Source organism: Spirillospora sp. CA-294931 (genome assembly GCF_050946795.1).
GTDB lineage: Bacteria > Actinomycetota > Actinomycetes > Streptosporangiales > Streptosporangiaceae > Spirillospora.
In genome coordinates, this window is the sequence record NZ_CP192006.1 from 1,832,633 (window position 1) to 1,850,619 (window position 17,987).

General features: G+C 71.2%; 21 protein-coding genes. 6 read left to right on the forward strand and 15 right to left on the reverse strand.

Translation table 11 applies throughout. From position 1 onward, the window contains the following. Positions 1-12: 12 nt before the first annotated feature. The 4 genes from ACQPY4_RS08655 to ACQPY4_RS08670 form a co-directional block, all read right to left on the reverse strand. Positions 13-366, reverse strand: a complete 354-nt coding sequence (locus ACQPY4_RS08655; protein WP_433334244.1) for a hypothetical protein — start codon at positions 364-366, stop codon at positions 13-15. A 69-nt stretch (positions 367-435) separates the two neighbouring features. Continuing rightward, on the reverse strand, positions 436-834 hold the full coding sequence (locus tag ACQPY4_RS08660) for a DUF4259 domain-containing protein (RefSeq protein WP_433334245.1): 399 nt from the start codon (positions 832-834) through the stop codon (positions 436-438). Positions 835-941: 107 nt separating this feature from the next. Next, positions 942-1,394, reverse strand: a complete 453-nt coding sequence (locus ACQPY4_RS08665) for a MarR family transcriptional regulator (RefSeq protein ID WP_433334247.1) — start codon at positions 1,392-1,394, stop codon at positions 942-944. A 40-nt stretch (positions 1,395-1,434) separates the two neighbouring features. Next, entirely contained in the window at positions 1,435-1,878 is a 444-nt protein-coding gene (locus tag ACQPY4_RS08670) for a YfbM family protein (protein WP_433334249.1), read from the reverse strand. A 98-nt stretch (positions 1,879-1,976) separates the two neighbouring features. Between ACQPY4_RS08670 and ACQPY4_RS08675 the strand changes: the two genes are divergently transcribed. Further along, the gene (locus tag ACQPY4_RS08675) at positions 1,977-2,606 is read left to right on the forward strand and encodes a maleylpyruvate isomerase N-terminal domain-containing protein (RefSeq protein ID WP_433334251.1); all 630 of its coding nucleotides are present in this window, start codon (positions 1,977-1,979) and stop codon (positions 2,604-2,606) included. A 3-nt stretch (positions 2,607-2,609) separates the two neighbouring features. Here the strand turns inward: ACQPY4_RS08675 and ACQPY4_RS08680 are convergent, their stop codons facing one another. Beyond that, positions 2,610-2,867, reverse strand: coding sequence for a hypothetical protein (locus ACQPY4_RS08680; protein WP_433334253.1), 258 nt, complete (start codon positions 2,865-2,867; stop codon positions 2,610-2,612). Between ACQPY4_RS08680 and ACQPY4_RS08685 the strand changes: the two genes are divergently transcribed. Next, entirely contained in the window at positions 2,839-3,045 is a 207-nt protein-coding gene (locus ACQPY4_RS08685; protein WP_433334255.1) for a hypothetical protein, read from the forward strand. The two genes, ACQPY4_RS08680 and ACQPY4_RS08685, sit on opposite strands and share 29 nt — an antisense overlap. 607 nt (positions 3,046-3,652) lie before the next feature. Here the strand turns inward: ACQPY4_RS08685 and ACQPY4_RS08690 are convergent. Further along, entirely contained in the window at positions 3,653-3,778 is a 126-nt protein-coding gene (locus ACQPY4_RS08690; RefSeq protein ID WP_433334257.1) for a hypothetical protein, read from the reverse strand. A gap of 171 nt (positions 3,779-3,949) precedes the next feature. Next, positions 3,950-4,954 carry a hypothetical protein gene (locus tag ACQPY4_RS08695; protein ID WP_433334259.1) on the reverse strand — a complete coding sequence of 335 codons (1,005 nt, stop codon included), beginning with the start codon at positions 4,952-4,954 and terminating at the stop codon, positions 3,950-3,952. Positions 4,955-5,105: 151 nt separating this feature from the next. On the opposite strand from ACQPY4_RS08695, the gene ACQPY4_RS08700 reads away from it, so the two are divergent. Beyond that, the gene (locus ACQPY4_RS08700; protein WP_433334261.1) at positions 5,106-7,025 is read left to right on the forward strand and encodes a cytochrome c oxidase assembly protein; all 1,920 of its coding nucleotides are present in this window, start codon (positions 5,106-5,108) and stop codon (positions 7,023-7,025) included. On the opposite strand, the gene ACQPY4_RS08705 is transcribed toward ACQPY4_RS08700, so the two are convergent. Together ACQPY4_RS08705 and ACQPY4_RS08710 are read right to left on the reverse strand one after the other, a co-directional pair. Beyond that, positions 6,931-8,118: an Ig-like domain-containing protein gene (locus ACQPY4_RS08705; RefSeq protein ID WP_433334263.1), complete on the reverse strand. Its 1,188-nt coding sequence runs from the start codon at positions 8,116-8,118 to the stop codon at positions 6,931-6,933. The genes ACQPY4_RS08700 and ACQPY4_RS08705 overlap by 95 nt on opposite strands. 239 nt (positions 8,119-8,357) lie before the next feature. Then, a complete protein-coding gene (locus ACQPY4_RS08710; RefSeq protein ID WP_433334265.1) occupies positions 8,358-9,659 on the reverse strand; it encodes a hypothetical protein in 1,302 nt (433 codons plus the stop codon). A 318-nt stretch (positions 9,660-9,977) separates the two neighbouring features. Between ACQPY4_RS08710 and ACQPY4_RS08715 the strand changes: the two genes are divergently transcribed. The 3 genes from ACQPY4_RS08715 (at position 9,978) to ACQPY4_RS08725 (ending at position 12,282) form a co-directional block, all read left to right on the forward strand. Next, positions 9,978-10,706, forward strand: a complete 729-nt coding sequence (locus ACQPY4_RS08715; RefSeq protein ID WP_433334267.1) for a helix-turn-helix domain-containing protein — start codon at positions 9,978-9,980, stop codon at positions 10,704-10,706. A 28-nt stretch (positions 10,707-10,734) separates the two neighbouring features. Beyond that, complete coding sequence (locus tag ACQPY4_RS08720) at positions 10,735-11,295, forward strand: hypothetical protein (protein ID WP_433334269.1); 561 nt, start codon at positions 10,735-10,737, stop codon at positions 11,293-11,295. 162 nt (positions 11,296-11,457) lie between these two features. Beyond that, on the forward strand, positions 11,458-12,282 hold the full coding sequence (locus ACQPY4_RS08725) for an SAM-dependent methyltransferase (protein ID WP_433334271.1): 825 nt from the start codon (positions 11,458-11,460) through the stop codon (positions 12,280-12,282). Here ACQPY4_RS08725 and ACQPY4_RS08730 read toward each other — a convergent pair. From ACQPY4_RS08730 to ACQPY4_RS08755, 6 genes are all read right to left on the reverse strand, one after another. Next, on the reverse strand, positions 12,264-13,448 hold the full coding sequence (locus tag ACQPY4_RS08730; protein ID WP_433334273.1) for an MAB_1171c family putative transporter: 1,185 nt from the start codon (positions 13,446-13,448) through the stop codon (positions 12,264-12,266). The two genes, ACQPY4_RS08725 and ACQPY4_RS08730, sit on opposite strands and share 19 nt — an antisense overlap. Positions 13,449-13,589: 141 nt before the next feature. Continuing rightward, the gene (locus ACQPY4_RS08735) at positions 13,590-15,146 is read right to left on the reverse strand and encodes a class I adenylate-forming enzyme family protein (RefSeq protein WP_433334275.1); all 1,557 of its coding nucleotides are present in this window, start codon (positions 15,144-15,146) and stop codon (positions 13,590-13,592) included. Next, positions 15,139-15,603 (reverse strand): hypothetical protein, encoded by a 465-nt coding sequence (locus ACQPY4_RS08740; RefSeq protein WP_433334277.1) that lies wholly within the window; start codon positions 15,601-15,603, stop codon positions 15,139-15,141. The genes ACQPY4_RS08735 and ACQPY4_RS08740 overlap by 8 nt, the downstream gene beginning before the upstream one ends. Further along, the gene (locus ACQPY4_RS08745; RefSeq protein ID WP_433334279.1) at positions 15,603-17,042 is read right to left on the reverse strand and encodes an APC family permease; all 1,440 of its coding nucleotides are present in this window, start codon (positions 17,040-17,042) and stop codon (positions 15,603-15,605) included. Before ACQPY4_RS08745 ends, ACQPY4_RS08740 begins: the two co-directional genes overlap by 1 nt. 116 nt (positions 17,043-17,158) lie before the next feature. Beyond that, positions 17,159-17,794 (reverse strand): class II aldolase/adducin family protein, encoded by a 636-nt coding sequence (locus ACQPY4_RS08750; RefSeq protein WP_433334281.1) that lies wholly within the window; start codon positions 17,792-17,794, stop codon positions 17,159-17,161. A 29-nt stretch (positions 17,795-17,823) separates the two neighbouring features. After that, on the reverse strand, positions 17,824-17,961 hold the full coding sequence (locus ACQPY4_RS08755; RefSeq protein ID WP_433334283.1) for a hypothetical protein: 138 nt from the start codon (positions 17,959-17,961) through the stop codon (positions 17,824-17,826). Positions 17,962-17,987: the final 26 nt, after the last annotated feature.

Below are 17,987 nucleotides of genomic sequence, written 5' to 3' on the forward strand. Positions count from 1 at the left end.
TCTGATTTTGGCTCAGTTGATCGTGAGGTCGCCGTGGACGTCGCGCAGCTGGATCGACTTCTCGGCCGTGCCGTTGAAGACGTTGACGACGCCGTCGTCGTTCGCGGTGGACTCGTTGCGCGCCTGGGTCCAGAGCGTTTCCAGCGTGGGGTCGTCGGCCATCGCCTGCCGGATGGTGGCGCGCAGGGTCTCGCTGTGCTCGGGGTTGCCGGGGTCTTCGGCGGCGCGTTCGAGGGCCTGCTGGTCGGGGGTGCCGCGGAAGCGCTCGCGGACGCGGCGGGTGAAGGTCATCATGGCCTCGCCGCCGGCCACCTCGACGGCCTTGCCGGCCATGGCCGTGATGATGGCGATGGTCATCGGGTCCATAAGGCGCACTCCCCGTCGACGAAGGTTCCGCGTCAGTTCACCATGCCCGGCCGGACGTCGCCACCCTTCTCAGCCGATGACGGCGCGGTAGGGGGCCAGGGCCGCCTCGACCTGGGGAAGGCTGTCGGACCAGAGCGAGTACCACTCGTTGTCGGCGGGCTCCAGGGCCCGGACGAAGACCTGCGCGGCCAGCGCGCGCAGGTTCTCGTCGACGGTGAACTCCAGTTCGTCGAGGTACTTGCGGCCGCTGCCGGTGATCGGGACGGTCGGGTCCATCCGGGCGGCGACGAAGCAGGCCGCGGCGAGCGCGGCGTCCATCTCCGGGCCCTCGATGTAGTCGTCGGTCTCGACCACGAACGACATGGCCTCGGCGAGGCCGTCGGCGGTGTCGGCCGGGATGTCGGCCAGCCCTCCGGCGAAGTCGAGCGCCGCGTCGTTGTCGAACGGTCCCACGCCCCAAGCGCCCACGTCTGCTCCCTCGGATCGGGCCGGTGTCTGGCCGACCACGCTAGCCGGAGGGGCCGACATCCCGGCTCATCGCGGATAACCGCTGGTCGTCGCCCGGATGAACGGGATCAGCCGGTCTCGACGTTGCTGATCATCCGCTGCAGGACCCGCAGCGTCGTGACGTAGTCGGCGTCGTCGACGCCCTCGTGGATCCGGTCGCGGATCCCCGGGCCGAGGGCGTGGATCACCAGGCGGCCCGCCTCGCCGTCCGGGGTGATCCGGAGGCGGTCCCGGTCGTCGCGTTCGAGCAGGCCGCGCGCGAGCAGGTCGGCGGCCTCGGCCCCCAGATCGTCCTCGGCGAGGAGGTAATCGGTCATGCGCTCCTCCAGTTCGGCCAAGGCGACCCCTTCGCCGTCCGGCGAGAGGTCCTGCGGGCTGAGGTGGCGCAGGAGCCAGTACTGCGGCTGACTGATGCCGTTCTTGTCCATCTCGCGGCGGATGTGGGCGATGAGCCGGCGGTGCGCCAGCCCGGTCCAGTAGCCGACCGGCTGCGCGGCGAGTTCGATGTCGGTGTTCTGCATGGGGCCGACGCTAGGAGCTCGACTTTACTTGAGGTCAAGGTCAGGTGGTGAAGATCACTGCCCGGCCAGCGGCGGCGGCCTCGGTGTAGAACGCGCGGAGCCTGGCGAAGTTGTTCCAGGTGTAGGTGAAGTCGTCGTCGCCGTGCTGCTCGTAGTCGGCGGCGTCGATCTCGGAGTAGCGGGCGCGCAGCCACGGCTCGTCGACGGACGCCAGCTCGCGGGCGACGTCCTTGACCTCGGCCGCGGTGACGTAGGAGACGATGTGCTCGCCGTCGTCCTGCAGGTGGCGGCCGCCCAGGACGGCGTGGGACAGCGGGTAGCCCGCGCCGCGCAGGCAGCGGTCGATCGCGTCCCAGGCCTTGTCGGTCTCGCAGATCGAGGACCACGCCTCCTCGATCTCCTCGATCAGGTCGGCCAGGTCGGTCGCGGCCAGCAGACGTTCTTCCTGGCCGGCGGTGAGGGCGAAATGAACGCCGAGGCTCATGACGGGGAAAGCCTCCTCTTGGCGCGGGGTCGCGTCGTGGATCAGCATGACAGGTGGGCGGGGGCGGCGGGAGGGGCGCGGCGCGCTACGGTCCTGCCATGCGTGATCGAGTCACCGCCGACGACCTCGACCTGGCCGTCCAGCTCTGCGTCGCGACCCTGCGGCAGGCCCCGCCGCACGGCTGGGACCGCCCGGCCGGGTCGCTGGAGTGGGACTGCTGGGAGACCGCCGAGCACCTGAGCGACGACCTGTTCGCCTATGCCGTCCAGCTCGGGCCGAGGACGCCGCCCCTCGACCGCGAGGTGCCGTTCCTGTTCGAGAGCCGGCGTCCGGGCGGCCCCACGAACACCGTCTTCGCCGACCGGACGGCCGGGCCCGAGGGCCTGACCCAGGTCCTGGAGGCCAGCGGCGCGCTGCTGGTCGCGATGGTGCGGACGACGCCCCCCGAGGTCCGCGCCCACCACGTGTTCGGCGTGTCGGACCCCGAGGGCTTCGCGGCCATGGGGGCCGTGGAGACGCTCGTCCACACCCATGACCTGGCCGAGGGGCTCGGGCTGGTGTGGACGCCGCCCGCCGGGCTGTGCGCGCGGGTGCTGGCCAGGCTGTTCCCGGACGCCCCGACGGACGCCGAGCCGTGGCCCGCGCTGCTGTGGGTCACCGGACGCGCCGACCTGCCAGGACGCGCCCGGGTCACCAAGTGGCGCTGGTACGGCGAGCCGCGCGACTGACCCTCAGACGGGACGGACGGCGACGTCCCCGATCTCGCGGTTGTCGCCGCGCAGCCCGACCGAGCCGGGAGCGGTGATCGTCCGTCCGGTGTCCCCGGCCCGCAGCAGGCGGTGACCGCCTTCGGACACGGTGATCGCGCCCTCGGACCGGCCGGTCGAGGCGATCCCGACCTCGAACGCGCGCCACCGCCCCGGCCGCAACCGGTAGGTGACGGAGCCGAGCGTGGCGTAGGTGCCGCCGCGCAGCTTCTTCTTCACCACCAGCGTGCCGTCGCGGCGGCCAGCGGGCGACGTACAGCACGGCTTCGTCCTGGCGGCGCAGCGGCAGGTGGACGCCGTCGGTCGCGCCCGGGGCGTGGCGTCCGCCCCGATCGAGCAGGCGCAGGACGCGAACCCGCAGCGCGACGGTGACGTCCAGCCCACCCCCGACCGCAGGTAGAGCGAGCCGCTGGTGACGGGCGAGCGCGGCCAGGAACACCGCCCCGATGAGCGAGCGGAACATCCGCGTGACCAGGTCGGACCGTTGCCGCTCCCAGGGCGGGGGCTCAGCCATCGACGGCGGGCAGCGCGCGGGTCCGGCTCCGCCAGGTGTGCGCGAGCAGCAGCGGGCCCTCGCGGCTCCACGACTTCTTCCAGCGCAGTTGCCGGCGGAAGAACTCGCGGTAGCGGTCGGGCGCGTCCGTCCACGCCCGGTCACGGTGATCAGCGTGGCCCAGGTGGGCAGTCGTTCCTTTCAGGGGCGTTCACGGCTCCCGCGCCGGACGAGGATGCGGCAGAACGCATGCTGAGTGAACCGCCCGTGATTCGTTCAAGGCGCATGACGAACGGTCACAAGGTCATCAGTCACGAGCTGAGGCACCGTAAATCGCGCTTGTACGGTGGATTGCGGACGTTCCTTGTCAGGGTGATTCGCCCGGTGGGGGCCCTCTGTGGCATGGAACACATTCCCGCCCTTCGAGAATGGCCCGGTGCGAAAAACGAAAAGGGGGTCACGGGAGCTTCCCCGTCTGGGAAGGCCCGTGACCCCCTCGGGTCACCCGCGTACGTCAGTCGTCGGTCCCCGCGGGCGCGGAGTCGGAGGCGCCGCTCTCTTCGGGCTCCGGAGCCTCCGAGCCCTGACCGGGCCATGCGACGATCTTGGTGCGACGTGGGTTGGCCAGAGAGGTGCTCACGGTGGTCGCTTTCTCCTTAGGGAAGGGCTCTGAGACCGCGCGGTCGCGCGGTCGGCGGTTCGGTCGTCCGGCGGGGCCGGAAAGGAGATCTTCTCCGATGACCCGCCCTGTTTCGCAAAATGGTCTAGACCTGCGGTGTGACCCGGGTCATTCCCCGGTCGTCCCGGCGTGTCAGAAGCGGCCGTCCGTGCCCAGGCTCGCGGATATCTCCAGTAGCCACAGGGCCGTTTCGGCCGTCTGATCATAGGTGGTGTGCGGCGCCTCGCCGGGAAGCCAGTGCCCCTCGGCGGACTGGGTCGCCAGCAGATGGCCCGCGATGTCGGACGCCAGCCCGGCGGCCTCCCGATCGCCGGTGGTCCGCGCGTAAAGCGCCGCGCCCCACCCGACCTTGTGCGCGTGATGGCACGAGCGCGGATTGCCCCCGCTCGACAGCACGAAGTCCAGATAGCCGTGCGCGGTCTCCAGGCAGGTCGCGTCCTCGGTGAGCTCGGCCAGCAGAGTGAGGAACGCGATCGGATACCCGATCATGAAGTAGGCCTGCTCGGGCTCCGTCGCGCTCACGACATGGACGGGCGCCGCCTCGCCGGGAAACTCGGTGACGGGACGTCCGCGATGGTCGAGCCGCACGTAGAACCCGGCCTTCAGGTCGGGCTGGACGGCCAGGAGCTGAGCGAGATGCACCCCGGCCGCCGCCGCCCGCTCCACCTGCCCCGTATACAGCGACGCGAGACCGAGATGCGCGGTGGTCAGCGAATCGGTGCCGGACGCCAGGTTCGTGCGGAAGCCCCCGTTCCCGAGGTTGTGGTATCGCACCAGATGCCCCATCGCCCTGGCCGCCGTCCCGAACCGGCCCATGCGGTGGGCGGCGATGGCGATCCAGGCGTTGGGGTAGGCGCGGAACTCGTCGAAGACGGGATTGGCGCTCTTGACCGTCCCCTCGGTGGCGAAGTCGCCGTTGGACCGCATGAAGCGGCGCTCGATGTGGTCGAGAACGCGCCGGGCGTCGCTCGGATGCCCGGCGGCCGCGAGGAGTTGCGGGCTCTTGTAGTGACACGCGAGATCGTCGGCCTCCGGCCCGTACGAGCCGTCCGGTCCCAACCGCGCGCGCAGCCACGCCACCGCCGCCCGGGATGCCTCTTCGTACCGTTCGCTTCCGGTTCCTTGATTACCGGTCACCTGTCTGTCACCTCATGAGGTCGAAACGTAGCGACGGTCGTACTCATGTAACCCCGGCCCACCATCACGCGCCTAGCGGCACGTCGATCGAAATACCGGAAGTGAACCGGGGCGGAGGGGGGTGCGTACCTCTGGTGCCGGAGGTGGTGTCGTGGCTCAGCGGGGACCCCTGCGGACGGGGGCGCGCGAGCCTCTGTCCGGAACGCAGCTGCTCGGGATCGGGGGCGTGGCGGTCGCGCTCGTCGTGCTGGCGGCGGCGGTCCGGTACGGCGGTGCGGTCAGCGAGACCTCGGCGGCCGAACTGACCCGGGCGGGCGCGTTCACCAAGGGCGGGCTGGCGGTCGCCGCGCTGGCGAAGCTGGGCGCCGCGGTGATCACCGTCGGCTGGCTCCTGGTCGCGGCGCTCTACCTCCCCGCGGCGGGGCGCGACTTCGCGGCCGGGAGGCGCTGCCTGCGCGCGGCGTCGCTGACGGCCCTGGTCTGGGTGCCGGCCGTCCTGGCCGAGACGGCGTTCTCGGTCGCCGACCTGTACGGCGTGCCGCCGGACGAGATCAGCGGCGCCATGCTGCGGACCTTCCTGCTGGACCTGCCGCAGGGACGCGCGTCGCTGCTCGTCGCGGTCGCGGTCACCGTTCTCGCCCTCGCGGCCGGATCCGCGCGCTCGGCGGGCGCCGCCGCGTACCTGCTGGCCCTGGCGCTGCTCGCGCTGCTTCCGCCCCTGTTCACCGGGCACGCGGCGGGCGAGGCCGACCACAGCCTGGCCGTCTACAGCCTCGCCGTCCACGTCGTGGGCGCGGCCCTGTGGACGGGCGGGCTGATCGCCCTGGTGGCGTCCGCCCGTCCGCTGCGCGACCGGCTACCGGAGATCGTCGCCCGCTACAGCGGGCTGGCGCTGGCCTGCTTCGCGGCGGTCGGCATCAGCGGGCTGGTCAACGCGTGGATCCGGCTGGGCGGCTTCGACGTCGGCTCGCGCTACGGCGTGCTGATCGTGGCCAAGACCGTGGCGCTCGCGGCGCTGGCCGGGTTCGGGTGGTGGCACCGCCGGTTCAGCCTCCCGGCGCTGCGGACCGGACGGCGCGGGCGCGCCTTCGTCCGGGTCGCGTCGGCCGAGATCCTGGTCATGGCGGCGACGATGGCGCTGGCGACGGGCCTGTCGCGGACGCCGCCGCCCGAGGTCGCGCGCGGCACGCTCGACGCGGTCGCGCTGCGCCTGGGCTTCCCGCTGCCGGACGGGGGCGGCGTGCGCGGCTACGTCCTCGACTGGTGGATCGACCCGCTGTTCCTCGCGCTGATCGCCGCCGGGGCCGGGCTCTACGCGGCCGGAGTGGCGCGCCACCGGCGCTGGCCCGTCTGGAGGACGCTCGCCTGGGCGTCCGGGCTCGCCGTGGTCCTCTTCGCGACCTGCGGCGGTCTGGCCCGCTACAGCATGGTCTTGTTCAGCGCCCATCTCGCGCAGCATCTGACGCTCATCCTGATCGCGCCCGTCCTGCTCTGGCTGGGCGCCCCGGTGAGCCTGGCCCTGCGCGTCATGGACGGCGCGCCGGGCGACGCGGGCAGGACCCCGCGAGAGCTCCTGAGCGCCCTTGTGGAGAGCCGTCTCGTCCGCGCGGTCACCCGGCCCGCGCCCGCGCTCGCGGCGGCCGTGACGGCCCTCTACGGCTTCTACTTCACGCCGCTGTTCGAGGCGTCGCTGCGCAACCACGCCGTCCACTCGCTGACCATGCTGGTCTTCCTGGTGACCGGGCTGCTCCCGCTGGCCGCTCCCCTCGGGGTCCTGCGGCGGACGGTCGTCCTGACCGTGTTCCACACGGCGTTCGGCCTGTGGCTGGCGACCTCGGAGACGGCGCTCGCGCAGGGCTGGTTCGCACGCCTCGGACGCACCTGGGGGCCGTCACCCCTGCACGACCAGCAGAAAGCGGCCGCCCTCACCTGGGCGGCCGCTCTTCTCGCGCTGCTCGTGCTCGCTTACCGCCTGGTCAGGCGAGGGCGCTGCCCTTCTTCCACTTCTCCCACGGAAGCTCCCAGTACGACCAGCCGTTCTGCCAGTCCAGCCCCCGGTCCGACCCGGTGATGTCGACGATGTCACCCGGCTGGACGGTCTTGTAGAACCACTGCGCGTCCTTGGCCGGCTGCCGCACGCAGCCGTGGCTGCAGTTCTGCCGTCCGAGGCAGTACTCCTCGCCCGAGGTCTGGTGCAGGTACTCGCCGCTCCAGGAGATCCGGACCGCGTAGTTGATCATCAGGTCGTAGTACCCCGGGTCGCCCTTCTTGCGTCCCGGCGAGATCATCCGGACCGGGTTGCCCTTCTCCATCGTGAGGTGGGTCCCGCTCGTGGTCGTGTACTCGGTGGTGGTGCCGTTGCCCGCGCTGATCGGCACCTTGCGCACCCGCTTGCCGTCGACCGTCACGGTCATCTTGTGCGACTTCAGGTTGAGACGGCTGATCCGCGAAGCGCCGATCTCCAGCGTCCGGGTGAAGTCCTTGACGCCGTAGACGCCCTTGGCCGCACGCACGCCCGCCATGTGCGCGGTCACGGTGACCTTCTGGTGGGCGGGCCAGTACTTCTTGGTGCGGTAGATCACCTGCTGGTTGCCCAGCCACCGCCAGGCGCCCTCGACCGGCTTCTCGGCCTTGACCTCCAGCGCCTTCTCGACCTCGGCCTTGTTGAAGATCTCGCGGTCGAAGTTGAGGATGATCGGCGTCCCCACGCCGTAGGTGTCGTCCAGGTTGCCCTCGAGGATGTAGTCGAGCGAGGCGGAGACCGTCTCGTCCGGCTTGAGGGTCTTGAACGCGCTCTGCGCCTGGGCGGGCTTGCCCGCCGGGTTCTTGGCGGTCGCGCTGACCTGGTAGGACGCCGAGGGCTTGAGCGTCCACGTCGAGCGCCAGCTGGTCCGGTCGGCGCTGAACGTCCCCGGGACCTGCTTGCCCCCGGTGGTGACGCTGACGGTGTCGAGCTTGCCGCCGGTGGCCTTGACCAGCACGCCCTTGTCGGGCCTGACCTTGGACGCGCCCTTGGCCGGGGTGATCGCCACCTGCGCGTCCGCGGGGCCCGTCCCGGCCTCGTTCCGGGTCGTCGTCTTGTTCGACCCCGTGCATCCGGCCGCCAGAACGACGGCGCACGCCCCGATGGCGGCTGCCTTCCAGACTCGATCGGTACTGCGCACGTGACCTGCCTTAGGGGGTGTCCAACAACGGCTGCGCCGGAAATGTAGATGAATATTACGGGATCAAGGGATCTACCGGATCAGCTATCCCGTGAGGTTAGACGCACATTCCCCACGTTCGGTTCGCGATGATCTTCTCAGAGTAAGCACCCCCCACCCCCAACTCATTCCCTCCACCAGAACCCCAACCGCCCCCACTCGCGAACGGGTGGGGGCGGGTCGCTCCTGGAGCCGGTGGATCAGCAGTGGCGCAGGCCGTGGGCCGAGGGGTCGGCGTCGAACTGGCTGGAGGTGTTGAGTTTCTGGGCGGGGACGTAGCCCCAGCGGCCGTGGTCGTCGCCCTGGGTGTAGTACCAGGTGCTGTTGCCGCCGCCGTGCGGGGCGCCGGTCGTCCAGCAGGTGAACCAGCTGGAGGTGGTCCTCAGCTGGTCGACGACGGCGGCGTCGAAGTTGGCCTGGGCGTACATCGGGCTCGGGCCGTTGGTGCAGTAGAGCTTGCCGTCGGCGCGGACGCCGCAGCCGGTGTCGGTCCACTCGTAGGTGACGTCGACCCAGTCGTTGTCGGACATGCCGAGGCCGTCCCAGAAGGTGCCGTCGGCCAGGTCGATGCCCGCCGGGTTGGAGACGCGGCGGCCGAACTGGTCCTTGCCCCCGTTGTAGCCGTTCTGGAAGGCGGCCTGGGCCTCGGGCCTGCCTTGGGGGAGGTCCTTCCACATCTCGCGGATGGACGAGGGGTTCCAGTAGTCGTCCTTGGTGTTCCACGGGCCGACGTCCCATACGGGGGCGGTCTCGCAGCGGCCGTTCTTGGGGTAGCAGACCCGCACCGTGTACTCGCGGCCGCCGTTGGAGGCCAGGGCGCGCCGGGAGGGGAGGGCCACGAAGTGGTCGCGGGGCTTGATGACGTGGCCGTTGGCGGTGGTGCCGCCGACCAGGCCCTCACGGGTGGCGAACACTCGGGAGACGAGCGGTGCCGCCATCGTCCGCTCGCGGCTGCGGAGCGGGCCCGTCTCCGGGAGCGGCTTGGAGTCCGGGGTCAGGCGGACGCGGGTGACCTTGGGGGCGCGGCCTCCGGGGGCGGCCACGAGCGTCAGGCGGACCTGGACGTCGCTGGACGGCCTGGCCAGCTGGCCGCTCGACCATTCGGTCCAGGCGCCCCCGTCGCGGCCCCGGACGTCGGCGCGGACCTCGCCGCCCGAGGGGACGTCGGCCGTGACGTCCAGGCGGACGCCGGCGACCCTGCGGCCGAGCGGGAGAGCCGGGGCGGTGTAGAACGCCTCGGCGGGCGCGTTCGCGCGGTCGGTGACGATCCGCCTGGGTGACGTGACGATGGTGAGCGCGGATCCGCTCCGGACGGTGTTGATCTGGTCGGTGGGCGAGGTCAGATCGACCGCGATCGGTTCGGGGCTCGGGGCTCCCAGGCTCGGGCCCGCGGGCAGCAGGGCCAGCGCGCTCGTGACCGCGACCGCCAGCGCCTTGACGCTGTGCTTCATGGCGACTCCCAGCTCGGTGATCTTGTGATCACCGTCTCCGGGGACGATCACGAACCGATCACGAATGAATCACGGGAATGCACCGCCATGGTTTCGGCATGATCTGCCGGAATGTCATCGCGTTTCTTAAATCCGCTGGTCAGAGCGCTGTTGATGGCGCTTGTTCACAAAGTGGTCACGTGGGTGACCCGTCCTTGATGATGTTCGTAGGGATAAAGTAAGCGAGGTCTTATGGAAGTGGATCTTCCGTACTCTCAGATCGTTGGGGGTGGGGACCGGACAGATCGGGCGTTCGCCGTTACCATGGGGGCGGATCAAGCGGGCGTGGCAGGGGCGCCGGTTCGGGATCTGTTTCGGAGGGCGTAGAAGATGGCTGACGATCGTCACCGGTCGTTCGCGGCGATTCTCGACGAGCTGTGCGTGCGGCCGGCGGGACGGCGGCGCTCGTATTCCAACACCGAGCTGGCCCGCGCGGTGAACGCCCTCGGCGGCGACATCACCGACGGGTACGTCTCCCATCTGCGCAAGGGCAACCGCGACAACCCCACGCTCCAGACGATCCAAGACCTCGCCGCCGCTCTCGGGGTGTCCCCGGCGGTCTTCGTCGGCGGACGCAGGGAGCGCCGCGACGAGGAGAACCCGCGCCGCTCGTTCCCGGCCAAGCTGCGGCACCTGTTCGAGGCGATCTACCCGCCCGAGCGCGGGCCGTACACGCCCGAGGAGGTCGCCACCGCGATCAGCGCCGACGGCCGCTACGGCTCGATCTCGGCCAGTCACATCCGCGAGCTGCTCAACTCCGCGACACCGCCCAACCCCAGGCTCAAGCACATCCTCGGGCTGGCCGACCACTTCGGCCTGGCCGACGAGGACGGCCCCCGCGCGGCCTACTTCCTGGACGACGAGCTGGCCTCGGCCATCGACGCCGAGCTGGCCGACCTGGTGGCGCTGCGCGACGCCGGGGTCGTGGAGTTCATGGCCCGCGTCGTCGAGCACGTGCCCGCCTGGAGCCCCGAACTGCGCCGCGCCGCCGTCGAGGCGATCACGCAGACGCTGGAGTCCGGGGAGGCCGGCTGGTCCTTCCCGCTGAAACGGGAATGAACGGGTCGAGCGGAACGGAGGTGCACGGATGGCCCGGCTGAGCAGGCGCGAGCTCAACGAGCTCTGCGACCAGGTCGTCGAACGTCTCGCCCCGACGCCGTCGGACACCTATCAGGAGCTCTGCCGGCGCACGGGCGAGGTCATGAGCGAGCGCCTGGGCGCCCGGGTCGAGCTGCGCTTCGCCTCCCTGCGCGACGCCCCGTTCAGCGGCGCCACCGTCCGGCTGGCCGACGGCAGCTACGCGGTCTACTGCGCCCGGTCCCGGTCCTGGTATCACCGGCTCGGCATCCTGCTGCACGAGCTGGCCCACGTCCTGCTCGACCACGAGCCGCTCGCGGCCTCCGACCCGGGCGGCCTGCGCCGCTTCACCCCGCACCTGCCCGGCAAGATGGCCCGCATCGTCGCGGGCCGGACGTGTCATACCGGCGACGACGAGCGCGAGGCCGAGGAACTGGCCGACCTCATCCTGGAACGGCTCACCCAGGTCGGCGAGAGCCGGACGGGCCTGCCGTCGCCCGAGGTGACGCCGCAGGTCAGACGGATCGCCGACGGTCTGATCCACTATCCGGAGAACGGCAAGCGCCCCTGAAGGATTTTCATACTCCTGTGCGGATTTGTTCTTCATTCTCCGTTATGAGTTGAAGCCTGTGTTACCGGGAAGTTAGGCTGGCCCGAGTGGCGGCTCTACTGCCCTATAGGGAGGCAGGCTCTCCATGATTCCTCGGTATGAGCGACACGGGACGGGCCGAGCATGACCGTGTTCGCGATCGGGGACTGGACCGAGGGCGTCCCGGAGATCGACCTCTGCCGGCCCAACATCGCCCGCATGAGCAACTACCTGCTGGGCGGCAAGGACAACTACGCCGCCGACCGCGCCGCCGTCCGCGAGATCGCCGAGCACGCCCCCGAGGCCCTCTCGCTGGCCCACGGCAACCGCGAGTTCCAGGGCAGGACGGTGCGGTCGCTGGCCGAGGAGGGCATCGACCAGTTCGTCGAGCTCGGCGCCGGGATGCCGATCGGCCAGGGCGTCCACGACGTGGCGGGCAAGGCCGTCCAGCGGCCCCGGGTCGTCTACGTCGACAACGATCCGGTCGTGGTCACCCACGGCCGCGCCCTGCTCGACAACGGCGACAACGTGGCCGCGATCGAGGGCGACCTCCGCACCCCCGAGGTCCTGCTCAAACACCCCCGGATGCAGGCGACGATCGACTTCCGGCGGCCGGTCGCGGTGCTGTGCACCGAAGTGCTGCACTTCGTCCGCGACTCCGAGCGCCCCCGGGCGATCCTGCGCGCGTTCCGCGAGGTCATGGCGCCCGGCAGCGCGCTCGTGCTCAGCCACGCGTGCGCCGACCACGCCGCGCCCGAGGCCCTGCGCGCGGTCGAGCGCGTCTACTCCCGGACGGGCGTCCCGCTCGTGCCGCGCGGACGCGACGAGATCCTCCGCATGTTCGACGGCTTCGACACCGTCGGCCCCGGGCTGATGGACATCACGCGCTGGCCGTTCGCGCACCCTTCGCCGCCGGACGCCGCGCTGGCCCTCTTCGGCGGCGTCGCGCGCTACCGCCCCAGGGCGTGAGGACGCCGCGAGCGGGACGAGGCCAGGGCCTCCTCGACGGCGGGCGACCCGCCGAACGCGCGCGCGACCTGGCACCACCACTCCAGCTCACCGTCCAGGTCGTTGCCGTCGCGGACGTCGATCTGCCGGTCGACCGGCCGCTCGCCGCCGCGCGTGCCCCGGCGCCAGTCGTCCAGGGCCGCCCTGAGCTGCGCGGCCTCGACCACGACGGGATCGCGGGCGTTCTCCTGGATGGACGGGTCGAACAGCGGCGCCAGCGTCCAGCGCCAGTCGCTCAGCTCGATCATCGCGCGGCGGACCCGGTGCCGGACGTCCCGGCGGCGGCCCGGCGCGACGAACACCACGGCCGGGTCGACCTCGCGCAGCGCCCGGTGCAGGCGCCGGAGGGTCAGCAACTGCCGCCACAGGTGCGCCGAGCGGCGCAGGGGCGTCCAGCGCGGCCCCCACACCGGCACCAGGAGCGCCGAGCTGAGCAGGCCGGTCGCGATCAGCGCGCAGACGCTGGGCGCGGAGTTGCCGATCGGGTCGAGGGCCTTGGTCCCGGCCCAGTTGGCGGCCAGGGTCACCAGGCGGATGGAGGAGTAGAGCGCCTGCATCACGCCCGCGCCGCCGTACAGCAGCAGGCCGCGGCGCAGGTAGGTCAGCTCGGCGTAGTCCTGCTGGCGCGCCCAGGTGAAGCACCAGCGGGCCAGGATCGCCGACCCGATCGTGGTCGAGACGTAGTAGATCAGGTACATCGCCGCGATCGTCGGCTTGCGGGCGTAGTAGAAGGTGAAGTCGACCGGGCGCTCGACGGGGACGTCCGAGATCGCGAACAGCACGGTGATCGTGACGATGACCAGAGAGTAGGCGGCGATCACCCACTGGATCTTGGGCCGGGCGATCTCGGTGGGGTAGCGCCACAGCAGGGCCAGGCTCAGGAACGAGGCCCCGAGCGCGGCCAGGGTCGAGGCGACCAGCAACTCGGCGATGTTGGGCACGCCCACCAGGCCGTTGACCAGCTTGGCGCTCGCCGGGAAGGCGAACCACATGGTCACGGCGAAGAAGAACACCGTCGAGCACAGTGCCCAGACCCTCGCCCTGCTCCACTGTGAACGCAGGTACCGGAACTTGTACCCGAGGATCACGGTCAGCACGACGGCACAGATGGGGAAAACGACATTCATGTGTGCGCTGATCCTCCGTCCCGGGCGCGCCGGGATCGCCCTCGCCTTGCGGTGATCGCCACTCTCAACGAATCACGATCAGCTAGGGGACCGCTACCGATATGCCACAACGGTCTTGAATAGTTGTCATTGCCGGGATGACTACCCGGATCGGATCTCGTCCCGCAGTGCGGACTTGTCGACCTTTCCGGTCGGCAGGAGCGGCAGCTCGGTCACGATCTCGATCCGCTTGGGCACCTTGTAACGGGCCAGCCTCGTCCGGCAGTGCTCGGCCAGGTCGCCGGGCTCGGGGGCCGGGCCGCCGCAGACGACGAAGGCGGCGCCGACCTCGTGGAAGACCGGGTCGGGCACGGCCACGACCGCGGCCGCCGCGACGGCCGGATGCTCCTCCAGCGCCATCTCGATCTCGCGCGGGTACACGTTGTACCCGCCGGACTTGAACATCTCCTTCAACCGGCCGATCAGCGTCAGGTTCCCGTCGGGACGCTCGACGGCCAGGTCGCCGGTGCGCAGGAACCCGTCCGGGGTGAACGCCTCGGCCGTCGCCTCGGGAAGGCCCAGGTAGCCCGACATCACGCACGGGTTGCGCACCTGGATCTCGCCCGGCGTCCCGGCCTTGACCGGTGCCCCGGACTCGTCGGCCAGGCGCAGCTCCAATCGAGGGTCCGGACGCCCGATCGTGGTGGCCAGCGTCTCGTCGTCGGCGTCATCGTCGTTGTAGGCGACGGCCACGCAGCTCTCGCTCAGCCCGTAGACGGTCGTGAGCCGGGCCCCCGTTGCCCGCAGCGGCGCGACCAGGTCGCGCGGCATCGGGGCGCCGCCCCACCCGACGTACTCCAGGGACGACAGGTCGGCGTCCGCGAACCCCGGCATGGCCATGACGTACTGGAACATCGTGGGGATCTGCCCCCACAGCGTGACGCGCTCGCGCTCGATCGTCGCCGGGATCGCGACCGGGTCGAAGTCGGCCATGAAGCAGACGCCGCCGCCCATGGCCAGCGGCACCGACACCACGTCCATGACCCCGCCGACATGGCTGACGGGCAGGTTCGCCAGCGCGATGGCGGGGGAGTGGTACATCCGCGTCGCCTGGAGGCGGCAGCCCTCGGCGAAGGCCCGGTGGGCGATCAGCGCGCCCTTCGGCCGTCCGGTCGTCCCGGAGGTGTAGATGATCAGGCCGGGGTCGTCGGGCGAGCCCACCTCGTGGACGGTGTCGTCCCGCCGGGCCAGGAAGTCGTCCCACGGGACGGCCCCGCCGATCTCGCCCGACAGCGCCACGATCTCGCGGACGGACGGGGCGCCGTCGCGCAGCGCCCGCATGTCGTCGCCGTAGGAGCGGTCGCCGTGCTCGGCGAGCGAGAACAGCAGCACCGGCTCGCTGTCGGTCACCACGTGCCGCAGCTCGCCCAGGGTGTGGCTCGGGTTCAGGCCCACCCACACCGCGCCGACCCGCGACAGCGCCAGGAACAGGGTCAGGAACGCCGGCTGCGGCGTGACCAGCGCGGCCACCCGGTCGCCGGCCCGCACGCCGGACGCCGACAGCGCCTCGGCGCAGCGCTCGACATCGACGGCGGCCTGGCCGTAGGTGCGGGACGGGGCGTCCAGCCGGGCGTCCGGGGTCAGCGCGGCCCAGTGGTGCAGGTAGTCGGCCACCCGGTCGACCCGGGGGACGATGTCGTCGCCGGGCAGGTCAAACACCGTCGTCCTCCCGGACGAAGAGGGAGATCCAGTCGGCCACCATCGCGGGCTTGTCGTCGTCCCTGACGTCCAGGGTGTTGCGCGTGACGACCCGAAGGCGTCCGGGCTCCTTCTCGCGGGCCTCGATCAGGTCGGCCCGCACCCGCACCGACTCGCCCGCCAGTACCGGACGCAGGAAGCGCACGCGGTCGACGCCGTAGTTCAGCCCGTAGGCGCCCTGGAGATCGAGGTCGAGGTCGCGCTTGTGGAAGGCGACCAGCATCGATAGCAGCAGGAACCCCGAGATCAGGCGCTCGCCATACGGGTCGCCGTTGTCGGGCGGGCGCCCGAGGAAGTCCTCGCGCAGGAACGTCGCCTCGCCGAACGCCCGCTCGTGCTCGATGCCGAGTTCGACCCAGCCCGAGCGGAAGAGCTCGGTTCCGGTGAGCGCGGGCAGTTCGTCGAGCGTGCGGGCCATCAGGCGTCTCCCTGGTCCGGCGGGGCCGCGAGATGGCCGATCCTCGCATAACGCTCGGTGCCGCGCAGCCGCAGCGCGTACAGGGCACCCGCCACGACCAGCGCGATCGCCACGTACGGCAGGGCCAGGACGACGGGCGAGTCGCTGTGGGCGAGCGTGTCGAAGTTGGCCAGCACCAGGACGGTCGCCGCGATCAGCCCGGCGCAGCCGACCAGCGGGGCCACCAGCGTCCGGAAGATCCGCGGGTCGCGGCGCCTGCGGAAGTAGGTCACGCAGGCGATCGCCGTCAGCATCTGGAGCAGGACGACGCCCAGCGTCGACAGCCCGCTGGTGATCGTGACCAGGTTGCGGTACGGGTCGGCCCCGGTCAGCGCGAACACAGCGATGACGGCGAGCGTGAACCCGGCCTGCGCCAGGCTGGCGGCGTAGGGGGACCGGTGCTGGGGGTGGACGCGCGCCAGCCGCTCGGGGACGAGCCGGTCGCGTCCCAGCGAGAACAGGTACCGGCTGGAGGCGTTGTGCGCCGACAGCAGCGACGCGAACAGGCTGGTGATCACCAGCAGTCCGAGCGCGGCCTTGGTGCCGTCGCCCAGGAGCCGCCCGGTCAGGTTGAGGACCAGGTCGCCCTCCTCGGCGCGCGCCCGGGGGCCCGCCTGCTCGGCGCCGAGCGCCCCCACGGTCATCCAGCTGGTGAACAGGTAGAACGTCCCGATCAGCAGGACGGCGGCATAGGTGGCCCGGGGGACCGTCCTGGCGGGGTCGCGGGACTCCTCGGCGTAGATCGAGGCGGCCTCGTATCCGGCGAACGAGCCGAACGCGAACATGAAGGCCACGCCCGGGGCGCCGGAGAAGACCTCCGACGGTTCGAACGAGGCCATGGTGAAGGCGTCGGCGCCCTTGTCCGCCAGCACCGCGAGGTCGAAGACCAGCAGCAGCCCGATCTCGCAGATCAGCAGGACGGCCAGCACCTTGGCCGACAGGTCCACCGCGCGGCGGCCGAGGGCGGCCATGATCGCGACGCCGCCCGCGCTGTAGGCCCACCAGGGCCCGGGCGCGCCGCCCTGGTCGGTCAGGAAGTAGCCGATGCCGCCCGCCAGCGCCGCCACGAGCCCGTTGTAGGCCAGCAGCGCGCAGACCGCGCAGGCCGCCGCGGCGGGACGTCCGAGCCCCTGGGCGACGTAGGCGTAGAAGCCGCCGCCCCCGGTGATCGTCCGGGCCATCGCCGCGTACCCGACGGAGAAGCAGATCAGCGTGACCGTCGCGACCAGGTAGGCGCCCGGAACGCCGGCCCCGTTCCCCGACCCCATCGACAGCGGGACGGTGCCCACCATCGCCACCAGGGGCGCGGCGGCCGCGACCACCAGGAACACGATCTTGGGTGTGCCGAGCGTCCCCCCGAGCGCCGCAGTTGTCCCGGAATCTCGGGCTTCTACCGCCATGTGTGCATACACCCCGGATCGGCCGTAGATGTGAAGTGTGCTCAGATACTAGGACGTAGCAACCCCTCCGGTGGCGGCTTCCGAGCCCGACCTTCACCCTGACTTGGAGCGGTCCCTCAAGTCAGCGAGTACCGCCGCCTCGCGGCCTCCAGCTCCTCCCTCGTGAGCACCCGAGGCTCCCCGATGGCCCGCGCATGCACGTAGACCTCGCACAACCACTCCAGCAGCCGCGCGTTCTCCACGGCCTCCCCGAGATCATGTCCGAGCGCCACCGCCCCGTGGTTGGCCATCAGTGCCCCCTTCCGGCCATCGAGCGCGGCCAGCACGTTCGCGGCCAGTTCGGGCGTCCCGAACGTCGCATAAGGCGCCACCCGAATAGGGCCGCCCAGCAGCATCGTGTTGTAGTGCACCGGAGGCAGCGCGGTCAGGCTCGTCGCCACGGCCGTCCCGTAGACGGAGTGCGTGTGCACCACAGCCTCCATCGCCGACCCCCGATACACCCCCAGATGCAGCGGCGTCTCCGACGACGGCGCCAGCTCGCCCTCGATCACCGTCCCGTCCAGATCGAGCACCGGGCACATCTCCGGCTCCAGCCGATCCAGCGGATGCCCGCCCGGCGTGACCACGACCCGATCGCCCCGCCGCACGCTCACATTGCCCGAGGTCCCGAGGACCAGCCCCAACTCGACGACAACCCGCGCCTGCTCACAAACAGCCCGCCGCAACTCCCCGACCACCACCACACCCCTCACCTAGCGAAAATCCCACCCCAATCCTCACATCACTCCTCGACGTCCACAGCGAACGACCGCGCCAACTCACCGACCCGTGCCCGCGCGGCCACGGCCTCCGCGTGGGAGCCGCCCAGCACCAGAACCCGGCGCTCCAGCAATGGCCCGCCGGACCGCCGTACCGGCACGGGCGGCGCCGGTTCTCGGACGGACT

What these genes read in the sequence shown, in the direction of transcription:
- ACQPY4_RS08655 (WP_433334244.1), bottom strand. Translation starts at nt 366, where the DNA reads ATGGACCCGATGACCATCGCCATCATCACGGCCATGGCCGGCAAGGCC.
- ACQPY4_RS08715 (WP_433334267.1), top strand. Translation starts at nt 9,978, where the DNA reads ATGGCTGACGATCGTCACCGGTCGTTCGCGGCGATTCTCGACGAGCTG.
- ACQPY4_RS08665 (WP_433334247.1), bottom strand. Translation starts at nt 1,394, where the DNA reads ATGCAGAACACCGACATCGAACTCGCCGCGCAGCCGGTCGGCTACTGG.
- ACQPY4_RS08670 (WP_433334249.1), bottom strand. Translation starts at nt 1,878, where the DNA reads ATGAGCCTCGGCGTTCATTTCGCCCTCACCGCCGGCCAGGAAGAACGT.
- ACQPY4_RS08675 (WP_433334251.1), top strand. Translation starts at nt 1,977, where the DNA reads ATGCGTGATCGAGTCACCGCCGACGACCTCGACCTGGCCGTCCAGCTC.
- ACQPY4_RS08730 (WP_433334273.1), bottom strand. Translation starts at nt 13,448, where the DNA reads ATGAATGTCGTTTTCCCCATCTGTGCCGTCGTGCTGACCGTGATCCTC.
- ACQPY4_RS08740 (WP_433334277.1), bottom strand. Translation starts at nt 15,603, where the DNA reads ATGGCCCGCACGCTCGACGAACTGCCCGCGCTCACCGGAACCGAGCTC.
- ACQPY4_RS08745 (WP_433334279.1), bottom strand. Translation starts at nt 17,042, where the DNA reads ATGGCGGTAGAAGCCCGAGATTCCGGGACAACTGCGGCGCTCGGGGGG.
- ACQPY4_RS08720 (WP_433334269.1), top strand. Translation starts at nt 10,735, where the DNA reads ATGGCCCGGCTGAGCAGGCGCGAGCTCAACGAGCTCTGCGACCAGGTC.
- ACQPY4_RS08725 (WP_433334271.1), top strand. Translation starts at nt 11,458, where the DNA reads ATGACCGTGTTCGCGATCGGGGACTGGACCGAGGGCGTCCCGGAGATC.